This window comes from Hansschlegelia beijingensis, from assembly GCF_014196425.1.
Classification (GTDB): domain Bacteria; phylum Pseudomonadota; class Alphaproteobacteria; order Rhizobiales; family Methylopilaceae; genus Methylopila; species Methylopila beijingensis.
In genome coordinates this window covers 152,553-168,980 of sequence record NZ_JACIDR010000002.1, presented here as the reverse complement: position 1 = coordinate 168,980, position 16,428 = coordinate 152,553, and the positions used below count along the sequence as shown (strand labels likewise).

General features: G+C 68.4%; 17 protein-coding genes and 1 pseudogene. All 18 read right to left on the bottom strand.

Annotated elements, in window-relative coordinates; translation table 11 throughout:
• Nucleotides 1-15: 15 nt before the first annotated feature.
• Nucleotides 16-2,127 carry a phage tail protein gene (locus GGR24_RS07185; protein WP_183394671.1) on the bottom strand — a complete coding sequence of 704 codons (2,112 nt, stop codon included), beginning with the start codon at nucleotides 2,125-2,127 and terminating at the stop codon, nucleotides 16-18.
• 54 nt (nucleotides 2,128-2,181) lie between these two features.
• Nucleotides 2,182-2,640 (bottom strand): DUF6950 family protein, encoded by a 459-nt coding sequence (locus tag GGR24_RS17915; RefSeq protein WP_428978219.1) that lies wholly within the window; start codon nucleotides 2,638-2,640, stop codon nucleotides 2,182-2,184.
• A complete protein-coding gene (locus tag GGR24_RS07175) occupies nucleotides 2,583-3,191 on the bottom strand; it encodes a hypothetical protein (RefSeq protein ID WP_183394669.1) in 609 nt (202 codons plus the stop codon). Before GGR24_RS07175 ends, GGR24_RS17915 begins: the two co-directional genes overlap by 58 nt.
• The gene (locus tag GGR24_RS07170) at nucleotides 3,188-3,892 is read right to left on the bottom strand and encodes a hypothetical protein (RefSeq protein ID WP_183394668.1); all 705 of its coding nucleotides are present in this window, start codon (nucleotides 3,890-3,892) and stop codon (nucleotides 3,188-3,190) included. Before GGR24_RS07170 ends, GGR24_RS07175 begins: the two co-directional genes overlap by 4 nt.
• Before the next feature lie 2,427 nt (nucleotides 3,893-6,319).
• Nucleotides 6,320-6,976: pseudogene (locus GGR24_RS17910) on the bottom strand (tape measure protein); the annotation flags it as partial.
• 331 nt (nucleotides 6,977-7,307) lie between these two features.
• Nucleotides 7,308-7,709, bottom strand: coding sequence for a gene transfer agent family protein (locus GGR24_RS07160; RefSeq protein ID WP_183394666.1), 402 nt, complete (start codon nucleotides 7,707-7,709; stop codon nucleotides 7,308-7,310).
• A gap of 2 nt (nucleotides 7,710-7,711) precedes the next feature.
• Nucleotides 7,712-8,161 carry a phage tail tube protein gene (locus tag GGR24_RS07155; protein ID WP_183394665.1) on the bottom strand — a complete coding sequence of 150 codons (450 nt, stop codon included), beginning with the start codon at nucleotides 8,159-8,161 and terminating at the stop codon, nucleotides 7,712-7,714.
• Nucleotides 8,162-8,210: 49 nt separating this feature from the next.
• On the bottom strand, nucleotides 8,211-8,618 hold the full coding sequence (locus GGR24_RS07150) for a DUF3168 domain-containing protein (protein ID WP_183394664.1): 408 nt from the start codon (nucleotides 8,616-8,618) through the stop codon (nucleotides 8,211-8,213).
• Nucleotides 8,615-9,121: an HK97-gp10 family putative phage morphogenesis protein gene (locus tag GGR24_RS07145; RefSeq protein WP_183394663.1), complete on the bottom strand. Its 507-nt coding sequence runs from the start codon at nucleotides 9,119-9,121 to the stop codon at nucleotides 8,615-8,617. The genes GGR24_RS07150 and GGR24_RS07145 overlap by 4 nt, the downstream gene beginning before the upstream one ends.
• A complete protein-coding gene (locus tag GGR24_RS07140) occupies nucleotides 9,096-9,452 on the bottom strand; it encodes a head-tail adaptor protein (RefSeq protein ID WP_183394662.1) in 357 nt (118 codons plus the stop codon). The genes GGR24_RS07145 and GGR24_RS07140 overlap by 26 nt, the downstream gene beginning before the upstream one ends.
• A gap of 162 nt (nucleotides 9,453-9,614) precedes the next feature.
• Nucleotides 9,615-10,049 (bottom strand): hypothetical protein, encoded by a 435-nt coding sequence (locus GGR24_RS07135; protein WP_183394661.1) that lies wholly within the window; start codon nucleotides 10,047-10,049, stop codon nucleotides 9,615-9,617.
• A 24-nt stretch (nucleotides 10,050-10,073) separates the two neighbouring features.
• Entirely contained in the window at nucleotides 10,074-10,661 is a 588-nt protein-coding gene (locus tag GGR24_RS07130) for a head-tail connector protein (RefSeq protein ID WP_183394660.1), read from the bottom strand.
• Nucleotides 10,658-10,915: a hypothetical protein gene (locus GGR24_RS07125; protein ID WP_183394659.1), complete on the bottom strand. Its 258-nt coding sequence runs from the start codon at nucleotides 10,913-10,915 to the stop codon at nucleotides 10,658-10,660. The genes GGR24_RS07130 and GGR24_RS07125 overlap by 4 nt, the downstream gene beginning before the upstream one ends.
• A 9-nt stretch (nucleotides 10,916-10,924) precedes the next feature.
• Entirely contained in the window at nucleotides 10,925-12,178 is a 1,254-nt protein-coding gene (locus GGR24_RS07120; RefSeq protein ID WP_183394658.1) for a phage major capsid protein, read from the bottom strand.
• A 77-nt stretch (nucleotides 12,179-12,255) separates the two neighbouring features.
• Complete coding sequence (locus GGR24_RS07115; protein ID WP_183394657.1) at nucleotides 12,256-12,867, bottom strand: HK97 family phage prohead protease; 612 nt, start codon at nucleotides 12,865-12,867, stop codon at nucleotides 12,256-12,258.
• Nucleotides 12,864-14,150, bottom strand: coding sequence for a phage portal protein (locus tag GGR24_RS07110; RefSeq protein ID WP_183394656.1), 1,287 nt, complete (start codon nucleotides 14,148-14,150; stop codon nucleotides 12,864-12,866). Before GGR24_RS07110 ends, GGR24_RS07115 begins: the two co-directional genes overlap by 4 nt.
• 3 nt (nucleotides 14,151-14,153) lie before the next feature.
• A complete protein-coding gene (locus GGR24_RS07105; protein WP_246398149.1) occupies nucleotides 14,154-16,034 on the bottom strand; it encodes a terminase large subunit in 1,881 nt (626 codons plus the stop codon).
• The gene (locus tag GGR24_RS07100; RefSeq protein ID WP_183394654.1) at nucleotides 16,027-16,410 is read right to left on the bottom strand and encodes a hypothetical protein; all 384 of its coding nucleotides are present in this window, start codon (nucleotides 16,408-16,410) and stop codon (nucleotides 16,027-16,029) included. The genes GGR24_RS07105 and GGR24_RS07100 overlap by 8 nt, the downstream gene beginning before the upstream one ends.
• Nucleotides 16,411-16,428 lie beyond the last annotated feature (18 nt).

The window sequence follows — 16,428 nt, the reverse complement described above, 5'->3', positions numbered from 1 at the left end:
AGGCGGGCTTGTTGATCAAATGACGGTCGTCTCGACTGTCAGCGGACCTGTGGGAGAAGATCTGAGACCGGCGGCGCTTTCGGCCACGACCCAGTACCACCCGTCCGAATAGTCGGGCGGGTCAAAGGACACCTGCTGAAGCGGCTCGCCAGGCACGCCTCCGGAGGGCGTGATCTCATCGGCGTCCACGAACGGATCGCCCGCAGGGGCGCGGAAGACCCGCGAGAGGACGCTCTGCGTGGAGGCGGACGCCCGCCACCGCAGCAGCCCCTCGACATCGTCCCACCGGAAGTCGGTCGGCGATTCAGGCGCCACGGTGAACGTGTCGAAGGTGAAGATCGGCGAGTAGGCCGACAGCTTGCCGGAGCCAGTCTTGACCTGGATTCGGCCCTCGTAAGAGGTCCGCGGCGCAAGTCCCTGGGTGGACAGGCTGACGGTGTCGAGGACTTCGTCGATCTCGACGCTCTCACCGTCATAGGTCAGCGTCGACCAGGACGACTCCGTGTCGTCGGTGACCTGCCGAAGATCGACGAGGAACGTCATCGAGTCCTTGGCGTCGTAGTCGAAGACGACATCGGCGTAGATGCCGGCGTTGTCAGAGCCTTCGATCACCACCTCGACGCCAGTCGGCATCGCCGGCGTCTTCGACGCGCTGCGCACCGGCACAGGCGGCGGGTCGCCTTCCTCGGTGTTCGGGTCCCAGGCGTCGACCGCGTTCGGGTTGACCGATCGCCACTCGAAGGTCACCGAGCCCGACATGAAGTCGATGCGCGGCGAGGTGACGACCTCGACGACCAGGTCCGCGAGGTCCGGGTGATTGTCGATCTCGAGCTTGATCCAGCGCTCGCCGAGGCCGACGAGGCCGTAGAGCGTCGTGACCAGCGTCCCGCGCAGCCGGCTGCTGGACCGCAGCATCTCGCGCTTGCAAAGCATGCGCGCCTGGCCGTGATCCTGGACCCACTTCAGGTCCAGTCGTTCGGATCGCGTGCGGCCGCGCTCGGAGATGTCCTCCTCGTCACGCCAGGACTCGCCCTCGACCTCGGCGAACTCGTGGTCCGGCGAGGTGTAGGTCGGGGTCAGCTCGTTGATGGCGTCTTCGTCGCCGACGCCGTAGGTGACCGAGTAGGCCTTAGCGTGCTCGGTCCGGAAGGTGACGGTCGGCGCGCGATACTTGCCGACGAGCAGGCGGAGCGATCCGTCGCCGCGCTCGGCCAGCCAGCCGTCGCAGGTCGCCAGCATCGTGGCGAGCACGTCGGCGGGCGTGTTGTCGTGCTGGAACGCGCCGCCAAGGCGATAGCGCCGGCGCGTGCCGCCGGCCTTGCGCGGCACCAGCTCGTCGCAGATGTCGGCCTCGACCGCGATCTCGGCGCCGTCGTGGAAGCACTCCTCCCAGGTCAGCCCGACGCCGTGATCCTCATTCGTGAGGTAGTCGGCGATCGCCAGTGCGCAGTTGTCGCTCCACTCGTAGGTTTCCGGCTCGCCGTGGACCTGGCCCTCTGCACGGGGGTCGTAGATGTAGCTGAGGCGCGCCGCGACCGACGGGATGTGGACGCCGCGCGGGTAGTTGGCCGGGAAGCTCTTCGCGCTTCGCGTCTTGCAGTAGAGCGCCAGAGACGCGATGCCGTCGCCGCGGTGCGCGGCGGTCCACATCTGTGCCTTGCCGCTGCTCGCGGCCTCTGCAGCGGCCGCATCGACGACCATGCCGAAGGCGGTCTCGGTGGCCTCGCCGCGCCGCGTTAGCAGGACGACCTGCGACGTCTCCGGATGGTAGTCGTGGTCCAGCGACGACGTCGCGATGGTGCCGTCGGGGTTCAGCGTCACGACGTCGTCGTGCAGGTAGAACCGCGTGAACTCCTTGATCTTGCCGTGGTGCAGCGCCAGGACGTCGTACGAGTTGTCGCCGAGCGTCTCGTAGAACATGTAGGAGCCGGCGAGGCGGGCCTCGCCGTAGCCCGTGATGCGCGGCGGGCGGGTCTGCCGGAGCGGGTAATAGCCGGCCTGGGCCTTCGGCACCGGGGGCTTGGGCGCCAGCAGGTACTGCAGCACGCCGGCCGCCGCCGTCAGGGCGACGGCGCCGACGATCGACGCCAGCGTGGTACCTGCGATGGCCGTCGCGCCAGCAGTCACACCGGCAGCGCCAAAGGCCGCGAAGATCGCGGCGCCTATTGCCTGCGGCATAGATCAGACGCTCCAGGCGGATAGGACGGGCAGGTCGGCGATCGCGACGCCGCGGGCCTCGGTGAGGAGCGCCCATCGCGCGGGGCCGACGCAGACGGCGGCGGTCGGCGGGCGCAGGACGCGGCCGCGCCACTCGATCGCGCCACGAACGACGCCGACGTCGCCGGCGCCTGGCGCGTCAGTTGGCGAGAGGCCGTGCGCGGCCGCTGCGCGGCTCACCAGCGCCACGAGGCCGCCCTCGCGCTTCAACAGCGCGCGGCACTCTTCGGCGGTCGCATATGAGCCCCGGAAGCCGACGGCGAGGTCGACGCCGCGGGCGGAGAGAGCCCAACCCGCGGCGAACAGCGTGCAGTCGTGTTCGCCCCACGCCCAGGGCCTCCGGCCGGCGAGGGCGATGTATTCGCCTACGTCGGGCCGAAGATCTTGGCGTATTCTTGGACGTAGTTGGGCGTTCGCTCGCAAAAGCGATCTCCCGGAGACCGCGACTGCTGGTCTTTGTCTGTATAGAAGGAGAACTGAGGGCGCTTTCGCGATGTCAGCATAGAGCCGACCGAAAGCTGCACTGAACGGCGCAGCGGCGCCGAGATGTCGTCAGCCTCACCGATGACCTCTTCCATGTAGTCGGCGCGACCGCGCCACACCCATCGGACCGGGCCGAGCAGCGAGCTCCAGTCGCGGCGGAAGACGCCGAAGCCGAGGTGAACGGTCTTGCCCTTGATCGCCGCGCGCTCCCCGCGCGCCAGCTCCAGGACGCGATCGTCGACGCCGGAAAGCCGGAAGGCGATGCGCTCGGACTTGCCGTTGATCATGCTCTGGACGGCCGGGATGTCCGTCAGCGTGCCCGCGCCGCGGTAGATCTCGGACGTCTGGTCGATGGCGTTGATCTCGCCCTCGCAGTCGCCGATGCCGGCCCAGAGCCGCACCGGCGGGTCCGTGCGAAGGTGGAAGAAGATGCCGTAGCCGATCGACCCGGAGGCGAAGGCCGCCTCCTCCTCAGCGGACCACGGCGTCATTCTGGAAGCCTGCCGAATTCGACGAAGGAGATCGTGCGGGTGCCGAAGCGCCGCTGTTGCAGCGGACCGCCCGCGCCCGAAGGATCGGAGATCGTCATCGTGCAGAGCGGCCGGTCCATCTCGATGTCCGTCCCGGCGCTCACGGGGAACCGGAGCGGCGGCCGGATGTCGACGGTGGTGACGGCCGAGTCCTGGCCGTCCACCACGCCTATGACCTTGTGCAGCCGCGGGCCCCAGTCCGCGTGCGTGACGGAGAAGCGCTCGCCGCCGCGAAACCGCGCGGCGCGCTTGCGCCTGATCTTCACCCGCGTCGCCCGGAGGTCCGCGCCCTGCTCGATGGCGCAGTCGATCAGCCGTGTGCCGAACGGCGAGCCGTCGCTGTGCGTGGCGCCGTCGCTGTGGGGAACCGGAGCGCTCCGGGCGCTGTCCACGAAGGGCTGCGTGGCCGAGATGAGGTACGGCACGGCGAAGGGGGTCACCCCCTCGTCCATCTGGCCGGTGATCGCGTCCCAGGTGCGGATCTCGTCAGGCGTCGAGATCAGGATGTCGGAAAGGGTCAGGGTCCAGAGACCGCCGCCATCGAGGCGCCGGAAGAGCGGGAAGCCCGCCACCGTCCGGTCGCCCTCGGTGACGCCCACCAGGCGCCAGTCGTCGGACTCGGACCCCATGATGAGGCACGGCCAATTCTTGAGAATGGCCATGCCTCACCTCTCGTGCTTGTCGGCGTAGTCGATCCGGTTGTTGAACTTCCGGTCGTAGGCGGTGAGGCCCTTGGCCACGCCAGCCTCCGCCGCCTCTTTCGAGATGCGCCGGATCGTCTCGTCGCCGTTCGCGCCGGTCAGGTCGATCGACGTCTTGACCGTCAGCGACCCGCTGGAGGGCGGGCGCCGCGCGCCGGAGGGCTTGCCGATGTTGGGCACGCGCAGGTTGACCGGGATGCGCCGGCCGTCGGGCAGCGGCACCGCCGCCTCCGGCCCGGCCTCGCCGAAGATCGCCGCCGTCTGGGACTTCCCGCCGCGCGCGAACTTGGACAGCTTCCGCGGCCCGCTCGGCGTCATCACGCCGCCCTCGGCGAACAGACCGCCGAACAGCGCCCCGAACAGGCCGCCCGTGCCGCCGTCGGCGGACGCCGTGCCGAACAGGCCGGCGAGCGGGCCCTTGCCCATGAGAAGGGCCTGCAGGCCGCTCTCGAGGAACGACGACGCCAGCTTGCGGATCGCGTCCTTGGCCGACGAGGCGCCCGTGATGATGTCGGTGAAGGCCGACGTCACGCCCTCCGCGAAGAAGCTCTCCGCGTCGCGCAGGCTCTCGTAGGAGGTCTTGAGCGTCTCGACGTTGGTCTGCGCCTTGGCGTAGGCATCAGCCTTCGCCTCGATCGACTGGATCTGCTCGGGCGTCGCCTTCGCGCCGTCCTTCTCGATCTCCTCGAGCAGGCGGGCCTTCTCGGCGGCGTACTCGCGGGCGTAGGTCAGCTTGCCGATCGCCTCCGCCTCGCGATTGATCGCGGCGGTGCGCTGGTCGCTGTCGCGCAGCGTGTCGGCGAACTCCTTGTCCGTCTTCTCCTGGGGCGTGAGGTCGCCCGCGGCGTACCGCGTGGCGTTCGCGCGGCGGTCCGCGTAGTCGAGCGCGTCGCTGACCCTGTCGTTCTTGAAGACGCCCTTGTTGGCGGAGACGACGTCGGCGCCGAGGACCGCGGACGCGCTCGCGTTCGGGTCGGCCTTCAGCGCCTCAATCGCGCCCGGCTTCTTGCCGCCGCCGACCCCCAGGAAGTGCGCCAGGTGGAGGTTCGCCTCCGTGACCGCGAGCCCCGCGTTGCGAAGCGCCTCGGCGCTCTCCTTTGCGTAGGCCTCGATCATGTTCCGGGAGACGTCGGCGTTCTTGCGCATCGCAAGAATCGCGTCTCGGCCCATAGAGCCTGCCTGCTCCGGATAGTATTTTCGGAACAGGCGGAGCCATGTCTCCTCGATGAACTGGCCGACACCGGTCGCGGACGAATAGGGGTTCTTGGCGTTGGCCTTGCCGCCGCTCTCCGCCTTCACGACACGGTCGACGTAAGACTTGACCGCGTCTCCGCTGAACTCGGCGGTCTGCTTCTGCGCGAACTCCTTGTCGATCTCGGTCTCGGCGCGCAGCCGCACCGCGGCCTTGTCGATGGCCTTGCCGGCCTTCTCCATCGCCGCGACGATCTCGTCGACGCGCTTGTCGATGTCCTTCTCGCGATCGGTCTTGTTCTGCTCGACGTCGCGCTCGCGGAAGAAGTCCCGCGTCTCGTCGCCGCGCTTCTCGGCCCGCTCCTGCTCGCCCTTGCTGGACTCGCCCTGGACGCGCTTGATGCCGGTGTAGGTGTCCTTCGACTCCTGCTGCGCCAGCGCCTTGTCCTGCATGGCGCGGCGCTGGATCGCCCTGGTGTAGAGCTCCGCGGCCTTCTGCGCCTCGGCGAGCTTCTGCACCTGCTGCGGATACCGCTTGGCGAGGTCGTCGAGCGCCTTCTGGTAGTCGGCGAGCGACCCGCCGTTGAGGAACTTCTCGGTGGCGCGGTTGAACTCGAGGTCGGCGCCGGACGGGGCGACCTGTCCGCGGCCGCGCCCGACGCGGCCACCGATCGGCGCGAACGGGTTGGCCGCGCGCACCGCGTCGGCCTGCTGGGCGATGAGGTTCGATGTGTCCTTTATCTCGGCCGTAAGCTTCGTGCGGCTTAGCGCGGCCATCTCGTCGACCAGGTCGCGGATGTCCTTCGCCGAGCCCTTGGCCTTATCACCCATCGCCGCGATGGCTTCGCTCGCGCGGAGCGCGCCCTCGGCCGCCTTCTGGCTCTGCTCGTAGAGATACAGCCCAGCCGCCGCCGCGACGCCAAGAACGGCCCCGACGGGTCCTGCGGCAGCCGACAGCCCGGTGAGCGCCACACGCGCGGTCGCAAAGGAGCGCAGCGCGGCGACGAAGCGGATCACGGCCGGAATCGCGATGCCGAGGCTCGCCACCATGCCGCCGATCGAACGGCCGACGAGCGCGGCGGCGATGATCGCCGCGACCTTCAGCGTGGCGTCGGCGACCTCGTCGAAATTGTCGGCGAGCGCGTTGAGCGCCTTAGAGAGCACGACCGTCGCGCCAAGCGACTGGTCCTGCTCTCCGATGTATTTGGTGAGGGCGTTCTCGACCTTCGTGTAGCCCTGCGCCAGCGTCTGCGTGGCGTTCTTCGCCATCGCCTGAATGACGGGCATCCCCTTCAGGAACGCCTCGAAGAACTGCCGGTTGGAGACCGCGCCCTCTGTGACGAGGCGCTTGAGCTTGGAGACCGACCCGCCGGCGGCATCCAGCCCGGCGGCGACCGCCATCAGGATCGGGCGCGCGCCCTCGTTGACGCTGTTGAACTCCTCCGCCATGACGCGCGATGAGCCGAGAAGCTGCGATAGCTGGACGAGCGCACCGCGCGCCTCGGTCGAGCTTTTGCCGGCGACCTTCAGCGCGACGGCGACGCCGTCCGTGAAGGTGATGAGCTGCTCGGAACTCGCGCCGAGTTCCTTCTGCGCCTGCGCGGCCGCACCGTAGAGCGACGTCAGAGCGCCGATCGGCGCCGCGTTCTTCTGCGCGCTGGCGAACAGCGCCTCGAGGACCTGCTCCTGCTTGGCGCCGGTGACGCCCGCGACCGCGAGGCTGTTCTTCGCACGCGTCCAGGCGTCGGCGTAGTTCGCCACCTCCTTGATGGCGAGCGCGCTGCCGATGGCGCCGAGCGACGCCGTCAGGTTGCGGCCGAGGCCGGCCGACAGGCCGTCCAGCCGCTTGTTCATCTGCGAGAAGCGCGCCTCGACGCGCTTCGCCGTGCTGTCGGCGACGCCGCCGGCGCGCCGCAGCTCCTTCTCGTACTTGGTGAGCGACGCCTCGAGCTGGACGACGAGACGTTCAAGATCGTCAGCCAAAGCAGCTCACCTCAAAAGAAAACGGCCGCTGCGAATGCAACGGCCGTTGGAATGCGTGGTGTTGAGGATCAGTCGCGCAGCATTTCGAGCATCTTGGCCCGGTCCGGCGGCGGCAGATCGTCTTCGATGCCTTGGGACTTCTTCCAGCCATCGACGGCCGCGGAGAACTCCCAGATCGTCATCCGCAGCATTTCGCTGGGCGCTAGACCGATGGCGGCGGCGAGGCCTCGGATGTCGGCGAAGGAGATTCGGTCGTCGCCTCCTCCGCCTCGCCTCCCCCCGGCTGGGGCTCGTTTTCGGGCGTCACCAGGGCGGCCAGGATGACCGCGGTCGCCGCCGGCACGTTCTCTAGGAGCGGCCGCTCGTCCACGTAGGCGCGGACCAGGCGCATGGCCTCAACCGGCTTGACCTGACCGCCGCCGATCAGTCCGAGGCGGAGCGTCTCGCGGATGTCGCTCTGCTGCCACGTGCCGTCCTGGAGCCGGCGGAGAAGCGAGTACGGGCCGCAGCCGACCTTCTCCTGAAGCTCCTCGACCTGGCCGAGCGGAAGGGCGAACGTGTATTCGCCGTCCGCCCAGTCGAATGTCGTCTCGCCGCGCGCCATGATCAGGCCGTCGCGTCGGTCCAGGCGTAGTCGCCGTCGGACTGCCAGGTCATCTCGGCCTCGAGCATCGTCTCGTCGCCGCCGGTGACGCTGAAGGTCGAGAGGTGAAACAGACCTTCGTACCAGCCGCCGCCGTCGGCGAGCGGGACTTCGACCGCGATGCGGACGTTGCTCGCGTCCGGCGAGTCGAAGAGCACCTGGAGCGTTGCGCGATTCTCGGAGAGGAAGTAGCCGCTGCCGGTCAGCTCCGCGCCCTTGCTCTGCTTGATGCGCCGAACGGCCTTCACGGCGTCCGGGTTGGCGCAGTTGGTCGGAACGTGCTCCGACATGTTCGCCGACTGGTTGAAGGACTTGGTCTGAAGACCGCAGATCTTCGTGAACACTTCGGGCGAAGCGCCGTCGCCGACCTTGATGGTCAGCAGCGTGCCCCGGCGGATCTTGTCGTCGGCCATCAAGGCCCTCCGTCGTAATGGAGCGCCGCGGGCGGCGCGATTGTGGTGATCAGGTGCGTTGCGCGATCGCGCGGAAGGTGGCGACGCCGTGCCGGCTGATGCTGTTCGGGTCGCGGAGCGTCCGCGCGTTGCGGAAGCGCAGGGCGGCGATGTGACCGCCGGCGATTTCAAGGTCGGCGTCGTGAAGGACGTCGACAATCACGCCGATGATCTGCTTGACCTCGGCGAAGCTCTCAGTGTCCGACCAGATATGCAGGTCGACGTAGATCTCTTCGGCGCGGACGCAGTCGGCGAAGACGCCGACGCTCTGGCTCTCGCCGATGTGGATGTAGGGGCGCGCGGTGCTGGCGGACGCCTGCTGCGCGATCTGCGGCGGGTCGCCTATCAGGTCCTTCAGGCCGGCGCTCGTCTTCAGCTTGGCGACGATCGCCTTCTGAAGCTCCCAGTCTGGGCTCATGATCTCGCCACCTTGCGCGCGGCCTTACGAATGCCGCGCGAGATGCGCGAGACGACGCGCTTCTTGAGCGTGCGGTAGGGTGTGAAGAAGAAGGGGCGCGGCCTGGCGCCGGGGTGCCAGCCGCCGACGTCCTGCAGCTTGTTCCGCGTCCGATCGGCGCCCTTGGCGAGCGAGTGCGGCGCGGTGCCGAACTCGACCCATCTAGCGTAGAAGGCCACGTCGTCGCCGGCGTAGATAGTCGCCCTGATATCGTTATCGCCAGGCACGAAGGTCGAGCGCTTGATACGCGGCGCTCCGGTCGCCCTGGTCGGCGGAGCCTCGCCAAAGGTCCAACTGATCGACCGCTTCAGGTCGCCGTCTTCCACGGGCGCGAGCGCCCGCTGCATGGCCACGATCTCGTCGGCACCCTTCGCGATGTCCTTGCGCATCTGCGTGCGGACTTCGATGGGCAGCCGGCCGAGCTTTCGCCTCAGACGCTCAAGGCCGATTACTTTCGTCGCCATCGGGACGGCCGGCCTCGCAGAGGAAGTCCACGTAGCTCCGCCGGTCGTTCGGCGTGATCGCGCGGATGTTGAAGGTCGCGCCGGAGCGGACGTCCCGAATGCGCCAGTCGTCGGCGACGGACGTGACCGCGATGCAGTCGCGCACTGTGATCACTACCGGCTGGATGCCCTGCAGACGCTGCCCCACGACCGGCTCTGAGCCGCGCAGGAACACGATTCCGGCGTTCGCCCGGAACACCTCGGCGAAGCCGCCGCGTGTCGAGCCCCCGCCGTCATCGGCGTCCTGGGCGGCCTCGAATGCGACCAGGTCGCGCAGGCGTCCCGCCGTCATCTGGCCGCTCCGTTTCAGCGCCGGCGCCGGCCGCGATCGCCGCGGCGGCGCATGCGCGCCTCACGAGGACCGTCGAACCGGCGGAGTAGGAAATCGTGACGCGCCCCGACAACTCGGGAGGGTCCCAGTCGAACTGGCGCGAAAACCGCAGCCAGGGCACGCTTACTGCGGCGGGTTGGCGGTCGGCGTGGTGGCCGGGTGGCCGAGGATCGCGACGCCCGACAGGAAGATGTTGCCGGAGTCGTTGCCGGACGGCGTGACCGTCAGGCGCACGTAGCGCTTCGTGCCCTTGTAGCCGATCTTGCGGCACTCGTTGTCGTCGGCGAACGTGAAGCTCGCGAGCGCCTCGGTGCCGATCAGGTACTGGTCGGCGACCGCTGCCGCGTCGGAGAGGTTGGAGGCCTCGCCGTCCTCGACCAGAGTCGCGAAGGTCGCGTTCGCGTCCGTGTTCGCGCCGGTGACGAGCACGAGTTCGCACGCGCCGTAGCCGAGCGTGTCGATGATCGCGGAGACGATCGCGGTGTTGTCGGTGCGCGCCGCAACGGGCACGATCAGCGGGACGACGTGGATGTCGCTATGGATGTCGCGGGTGGGCATGGCTTCCTTGGTGCTGTCTGCGGGTCAGCCGAAGCGCCCGACGCGGTAGCGATTGAGGATGGAGTCGACCGCCATCGGCATCTCGAACGGCTGCTGATTGGACAGGACGACCGCCTCGCGGTTTTCGTAGAGGTGGCCGACGATCAGCAGCACAGCGGCGCGCAGGTCTGCCGGGACGTCGCTGGGCGCGCCGTAGCCTGCTGTGAACTCGACCTTGACGCTGCCGCGCTCGCAGCGCGGGACAGGCCAGGTCGCGCCGTAGGCGGGCGCGACGAGGGTCGGTGAGGCGTCCAGGTCGACGGCGAAGTCGGTGAAAGCGACATCTGCGCCGGCGGCGTCCTTGAAGGTGACGCTGTCGACCGCGGACACTGGCGTGAGCGGGATTTCGATCTCGCAGGGAAAGCCGTCGAGCGACAGCCGCCACGTCTGGGTGACGAGCGCGACGCCGATCCCGGAGGGGCCCTCGATCTGCGCGGCGGCCGCCTTGATCAGCATGCTGATCAGCGCGTCCTCGTCGTCGTGCATGACGCGAAGGTGCTTCTTCGCCTCGGCCAGCGTGACCGGATCGGCCGCGGGAGCCGTCACGAGCTTCAGACGGCCCCACTCGTTCATCGCTTCGTGCGCCTCTTGGGCTTGGCCGCCTCGGGCGTGTCGATCGGCGCGACGTGATCCTCGGGGGTCTCGATGACCTCTTCGGTCTCCGGCGTCTCGACGACGACCGCGACTTCCGGCGTCTCCACCGGCTCGCTCAGGTTCACGGCGCCGGCCCCGACGAGCCGGATGAGCTCGTCGAGGTCGATCGTGCGGCCGGGGACAAGGGAGAACCCATGCCCCTCGGCGCTCGTGGTGATTCTGACGTCAGGCATTGCCGGCCCTTACGAGCTCGGGTGCGTGAGCACCTTGATCGCCTTGGTGTCGAGCAGCTCGCCGTCGATGCGGGTGAAGCCGATGAAGCCGACCTGGCCGTAGTCGGCGTAGCGCTCGACGAGGCGCTTGATGGCGAACTCGTTGACCATGCGGACGACGTACTTGTCGAAGTCGCCGAACGCGACCGACTTGGCGTTGGAGCCGACGTTGGCGATCGCCTGGTTCACCGCGTAGGGCTTGTCCAGGATCGTCGCCGGGGCCCCCAGCTTCGCGTCCGCCGGCTGCCAGATGTAGCGGCTCTCGGCGTCCTTGAGCTTGCGGAGCAGCTTCAGCGTGCCGTCGTTGAACTGCCAGCCGACCTTCGGGGCCGACCGGTAGGCCGGGTCGACCGAGTGGTAGAGCTCGATCATGTCGTCGAAGGTGATCGCCGCCGCGGCGGCGGCGGCCGTGGTGGTCGCGGCGGTGATGAAGCCGTGCGGCTTGTCCGCGCCGTCGCCCGTGGTCAGGTGCGTGTTGCCGATGCGGCCGATACGCTCGGCCATCGCCTCGCGGATGATCGCTTCGACGTCGAGAACCGAGTCCTGCAGCAGTTCGTCGGAGACGAGCACGACGCCGGAGGTGTACTTGTAGGCGCCGATCGTCTTGGTGCCGAACGCGACCTCGGACTGTGAGACCTGCGTGTTCTCCGCAATGAGTGCGCCGACGTTCGATGTGTCGTCCATCGTCGGGAAGGGAATCTCGGCGCCGGTGGCGGTGCGCAGCATGAGGGCGACGCCCGGGTCCAGCATCGGCCCCCAAGCCTTCAGCGACTTGATCAGCTCTTCCTGGAACTGCACCGGGACCAGGTAGCCGCCGGCGGTGTTGGTGCCGACCGACTGGGCGCGGGACTCCGGGGCCTGCACCAGGACGGCGCGCTGCTCGGCGCTCAGGCCGCTGCGGCCGCGACGGAGGAAGCTCTCGAACGCCTCGGCGTAGCGCTCCTCGGCGGTGCGGGTGTCGGTGTCGGCGGCCTTCTGCGCGCGGTCCTCGCCGCGGGGGGCGCGATCGTCGGCAGACTCTTCGAGCGCGGCCTGGGCCTTCGACAGCGCGATCTCGCGCGCGGCGCGCGCCTCGAGCTTGTCGTGCTCCTTCATCGCGGCGTCGTGCTGGGCTTCCAGCTCGGTCGCGCGGGCTTCCGGGGTGTCGGTCTTGATTTCGTCGAAGGCGGCGCGCGCCTGCGCGACGAGTTCGGCCTGCTTCGCGCGGATCTCGGCGAGGGTCATGAAAGATTTGCTCCGTAGGGCAACAAAAAAGCCGCCCTGGGGGCGGCTGGTTGGGGAGGTCGCGTCGGGTGTTGCCCTCAGCGCGGTCGGGATCGCTCCCGCAGGTCGTTCTGGATCTTCAGGCGAAGGCGCACGGCGCCGGAGCCTGCGGTCTTCTCGGGCGGCGTCTCCGCCGCGGCCTTGGCGTCGCGGAACTCCTGGAGGGAGCGGACGCCGATCTCGGTGTCTTCGTAGGCCGGGAAGGTCACAGCCGAGACCTCGACGAGCTCGAGCTTCTCGATCGTGCGGGTCGGAGGCGTGGTCGACTCGTCCCAGGTCTCTTTGACGACCCGGAAGCCGAAGCTCATGCCGGCGATGTCGCCGCGCTCGACGAGCACCCAGAGGTCGTTGCCGACGGTCGTGTCCGGCACGTCGATCTCGACGCGCAGGCCCTTGCCGTCTTCCGCGAGCCGGAGCGTGCCGGACTTGGTCCGGCCGACAACGCGGCTGCGGTCGTGCTCGACGAGCGCCAGGATGTCGCCGTCGATCGCGTCAGCGAAGGCGCCGGACGCGATCTGCTCCTTGAAGTAGGAACTGATCGTCGCGACGCGCTCGAAGACCGCCGCGTAGCCCACCAGCGTACGCTTGCCGTCGTCCGCCGCCCGTACCTCGACGCCGAGGCCGGCCGAGCGCTTCTCAGTCTTGATCATGCGGCGTCGTCTTTCGGCTCGGCGGGATCGTTGTCGTTGGCCGGAGGCGCCGGCTTCGTAGGCGACAGCACGGTCCCGAGTGGGACCGTCGCGCCTTGCACGTAGAGCTTGTCGGCCTCGGGCCCGTGCTTCGGCCAGTTCTCGGCCTCGCGCGCTTCGTTCGGGGTGTTGATCCCCGCGAAGATCGCCGTCCGCCAGCCGTCCATGCGCGTCTTGAAGTCGCCGCGCAGAAGTCCGTCGACGTTGAACTCGACGTAGTTGGTCTTGTTTCGAGCAGTAAAGAGCTTGAGGTTCAGCTCTTGCTCGATGGCCTTGATCCACTGCCCAAGCGTATGCTTGACGAAGTGGAGGTCCTGCTGCTCGGTGTTGGAGTAGGTGCCGTTCGTGAGGTCCTGCAGGAAGACCGGCGGGATGTCGTAGACGCGGGCGATTTCCTCGATCTGGAAGCGGCGCGCCGTCTCCATCTGCGATTTGTCGGGGTCGACGCCAATCGGCGCCAGCGTGTGGCCCGACGGCACGATCAGGACGTTTCGGCGCTCCGCGTTCGCGTCTCGAACCGCCTTGGTGATGTCTGAAGAGGCCCTCGACGCAGCCCCCGGAGACGGGAGCGGCCCGGTGAGCGCCAGCGGCGGCACGCCGCCGTTCGCGAAGAACTTCGCCGCGTAGTCCTGGAGGGACAGGCAAAGCCCGATCGCGCCCTTCAGGCGGTCGACCGGGTTCACATGCGAGATGCCGTCCGCCTTCAGCATGAAGGGGATGTCGATGACCTCGTTGGCGGCGTAAACGACCTCGCGCGCGCCGTCCCTGTAGCGGTAGCGCTTGCGGCCGTTCAGGCGCTCGACCGTCAGGTTCGCCGGGTCGAGCGGCCAGAGGTTCATCACCCGGCCGGCCTTGTTGCGCTCAATGTAGGAGCAGCCGCGCCCGGTGATCAGCGCGTTGACCATGAAGCCCTTGCGCCAGGCGAACGAGGTGAGCTCGTCGTTCGGCGCGTCGTGCAGGATCGCATAGAGCGGGTCCTTCGACGCCGTCTCGCGGCCGGCCTCGGTGCGCCGGAAAAGCTGCAGCGGGAGCGCGGCGATCGTGCCGGCTATGAAGTTGACCGCGCACCAGATCGCCGGCACGGACAGCGCCGTGTCGGCCGTCACCATCGGCAGATCGACGCCGTGCCACTCCTGCATGAGAGCGCGCACCGCCGCCACGTCGGACAGCGGCACCCGCGGATCTTCCAGCGACGCGCGCGTCTCCGGCGTCGGCGCACGACGGCCGGTCAGCCAATTGGGCATGGATCAGGCCGCCATTGAGAAGTCCGGGTTCTCCCAGGGAGAGACCGCAGGGACATGGACTGGAGCGCCGTCAGTGGCGGCGCCGACCGCCATCGCAGCCGCAACGGCGGGGTCGATGCGGTTCGACGTCTTGTTCTTGTTGAACCAGGAGTTCCCCATGAGAGGGTCCGTCTCGATGTGGACGCCCATGAGGGCCGCCATCATCACCGGGCTCCTGCGGATGCGGACGCGCTCCTCAAGGATTAACTCCTCAAGGGCAGCCACGCTGCCAGGCATCCAGAGACCCTTCGGCAGCTCAAGGCCAACCGCCTTCGCCGCCTCGACGGCTTCCGGATCTGGTCGTGCGCGCTTCTTGCCGCCCTGCGGATGAGCGACTGCCTTGACGTCGCAGCCGTACTCGTCGAGCTCGTCGGCGAACTTGTCGTAGGCGTAGGTGTCGTAGGCGAGAACGCCGATGCCGAACTCGGTGTGGAGCCGCGAAATCATCGCGGCGACGTGGTCGTACCGAATCCGGGCGCCCTCCGGCGCGTGGATGTAGCCCTGGTCGAACCACAGCCGATACGGAACGCTGTCGGTCTTCGACCGCTCGTCCATCGTGTCGCGCGGCGTCCACGCCTCGATCCAGAGATCGAAGGTCGGAAGATCAGCCTCGGTGCCGTCGGCGCGGACGACGCGCTTCGTGCCGGTCTCCCGGACGAAGGCCGCGGCCGTCAGGTCTTTCGCCCGAGACAGGTCGAGCCCGGCCGCTGAGATCGGGCCCGCGTCCTTCTCGTAAGGGTCGAAGTCGACCATCACCTTGTCGAGCAGCGGCCTCGGAATCCAGGACGTGTCGGCCTCGGTCCACACGCAGAAGTGCAGCCGCAGAATGCCGTTCCGCTTCGACGGAATGTCGCGCGCCTGGGCGACGACGCCCTCGAGATAGTCGTGCTTCAGCGTCACGCCGAAGAGAGGGTTCGCCTTCTGCCAGCACGTCGGGTCGGTGAACGGGTCGTCGTCCTTGTCGAGCGCGCAGACGTAGGAGAACGTCGCGTCGTCGATCGGCTCGCCGACATAGGTGAAGTCCTCGTCCGGCGTCCTCGTGCCGGCCGCGACCTTCACCGCGTGCTGGTGTTCATCCCAGCAGATCGAACTCCGGTCCGAGCCGCTGTTCGTGATCATGAACAGGAGCGGCTGGCGCCGGAACTTGAAGCCGCGCTCGAGCATCTCGATGACGTGGCCGTCAGGATGCTCGTGGATCTCGTCGCAGAGCGCCACGTAGGGCCGCGGGCCGCTGTGCGCGCCCTCGCGCGAGATCGGTCGGAAGAACGACCGCTTGCGCATGTACGACAGGTTCCAGACCGGGTTGCCGCCCGACGGAGTGATGTCCTGCTTGAGCCTCGGCGACTGCTCGTACATCGCGACCGCGTCGCGGAAGAGCACGAACGCCTGGTCCTTGTTCGCGGCGGCCGCGTAGATCTCGGCGGCGGCCTCGCCGTCCGCGACCATGCAATAGTGGCCGATGCCGGCGGCGAGCGGCGACTTGCCGTTGCCCTTGCCCTGCTCGATGTAGCTGCGGCGAAACCGGCGGAGCAAAGCCCCGTCCGACTCGACGCGCTTCCAGCCGAAGAGCGACCCGACGACGAATTTCTGCGACGGGTGAAGCTTGAACGGCCGGCCCTCGAACTGGCCACCGTTGAGCCGCAGCACCACCTCGAAGAAGCGGAAGACGCGGTCGGCGGCCGCCGGGTCCCAGTGGACGCCGCGGGCGGGGCCGTTCTTGCGGTCGTCGCGGTGGCGCCGGCAGGCGTTGCGGACGTGCGGCCCGGCGACGATGTCGCCCGCGATGACGGCCTCGGCGTACTCGTCCACCGACCCCGAAGGGTACGGCGGGTTCAGGTCAGCCAAAGAACTCGTTTGCTGGGTCTTCGCCTTCGCCATCTGGCTTGCCACCGGCCTTGCTCGCGTCCGCCGGGTTTGCTCCCATCTGGCCGAGGCACTGTCGGAGGAGGTTCAGCGCTTGCACGCCGACGTCCTCGTTGGCGCACAGCCGCGCGTGAATGACGACCGCGATCGACAGGTGCGCGCGGTGCGATTTGTTCAGCCACGGGATTTCGTCGGAGAGGACGCGCCAGGATTCGCGCTGGCGCTCCGTCATCCAAAGCGGCGGAGAGCCGATGTCCTCGTCGACAGTAGGCTCGACGCGGTTCTCGAACTTCGTCCGCTTCTTGTCGGCGTAGCCCGTGATCTCGGCCTTCGCCTTAGGCGTTCTGGGCCGCGGCATTTCGCAGAAACCTTGTTG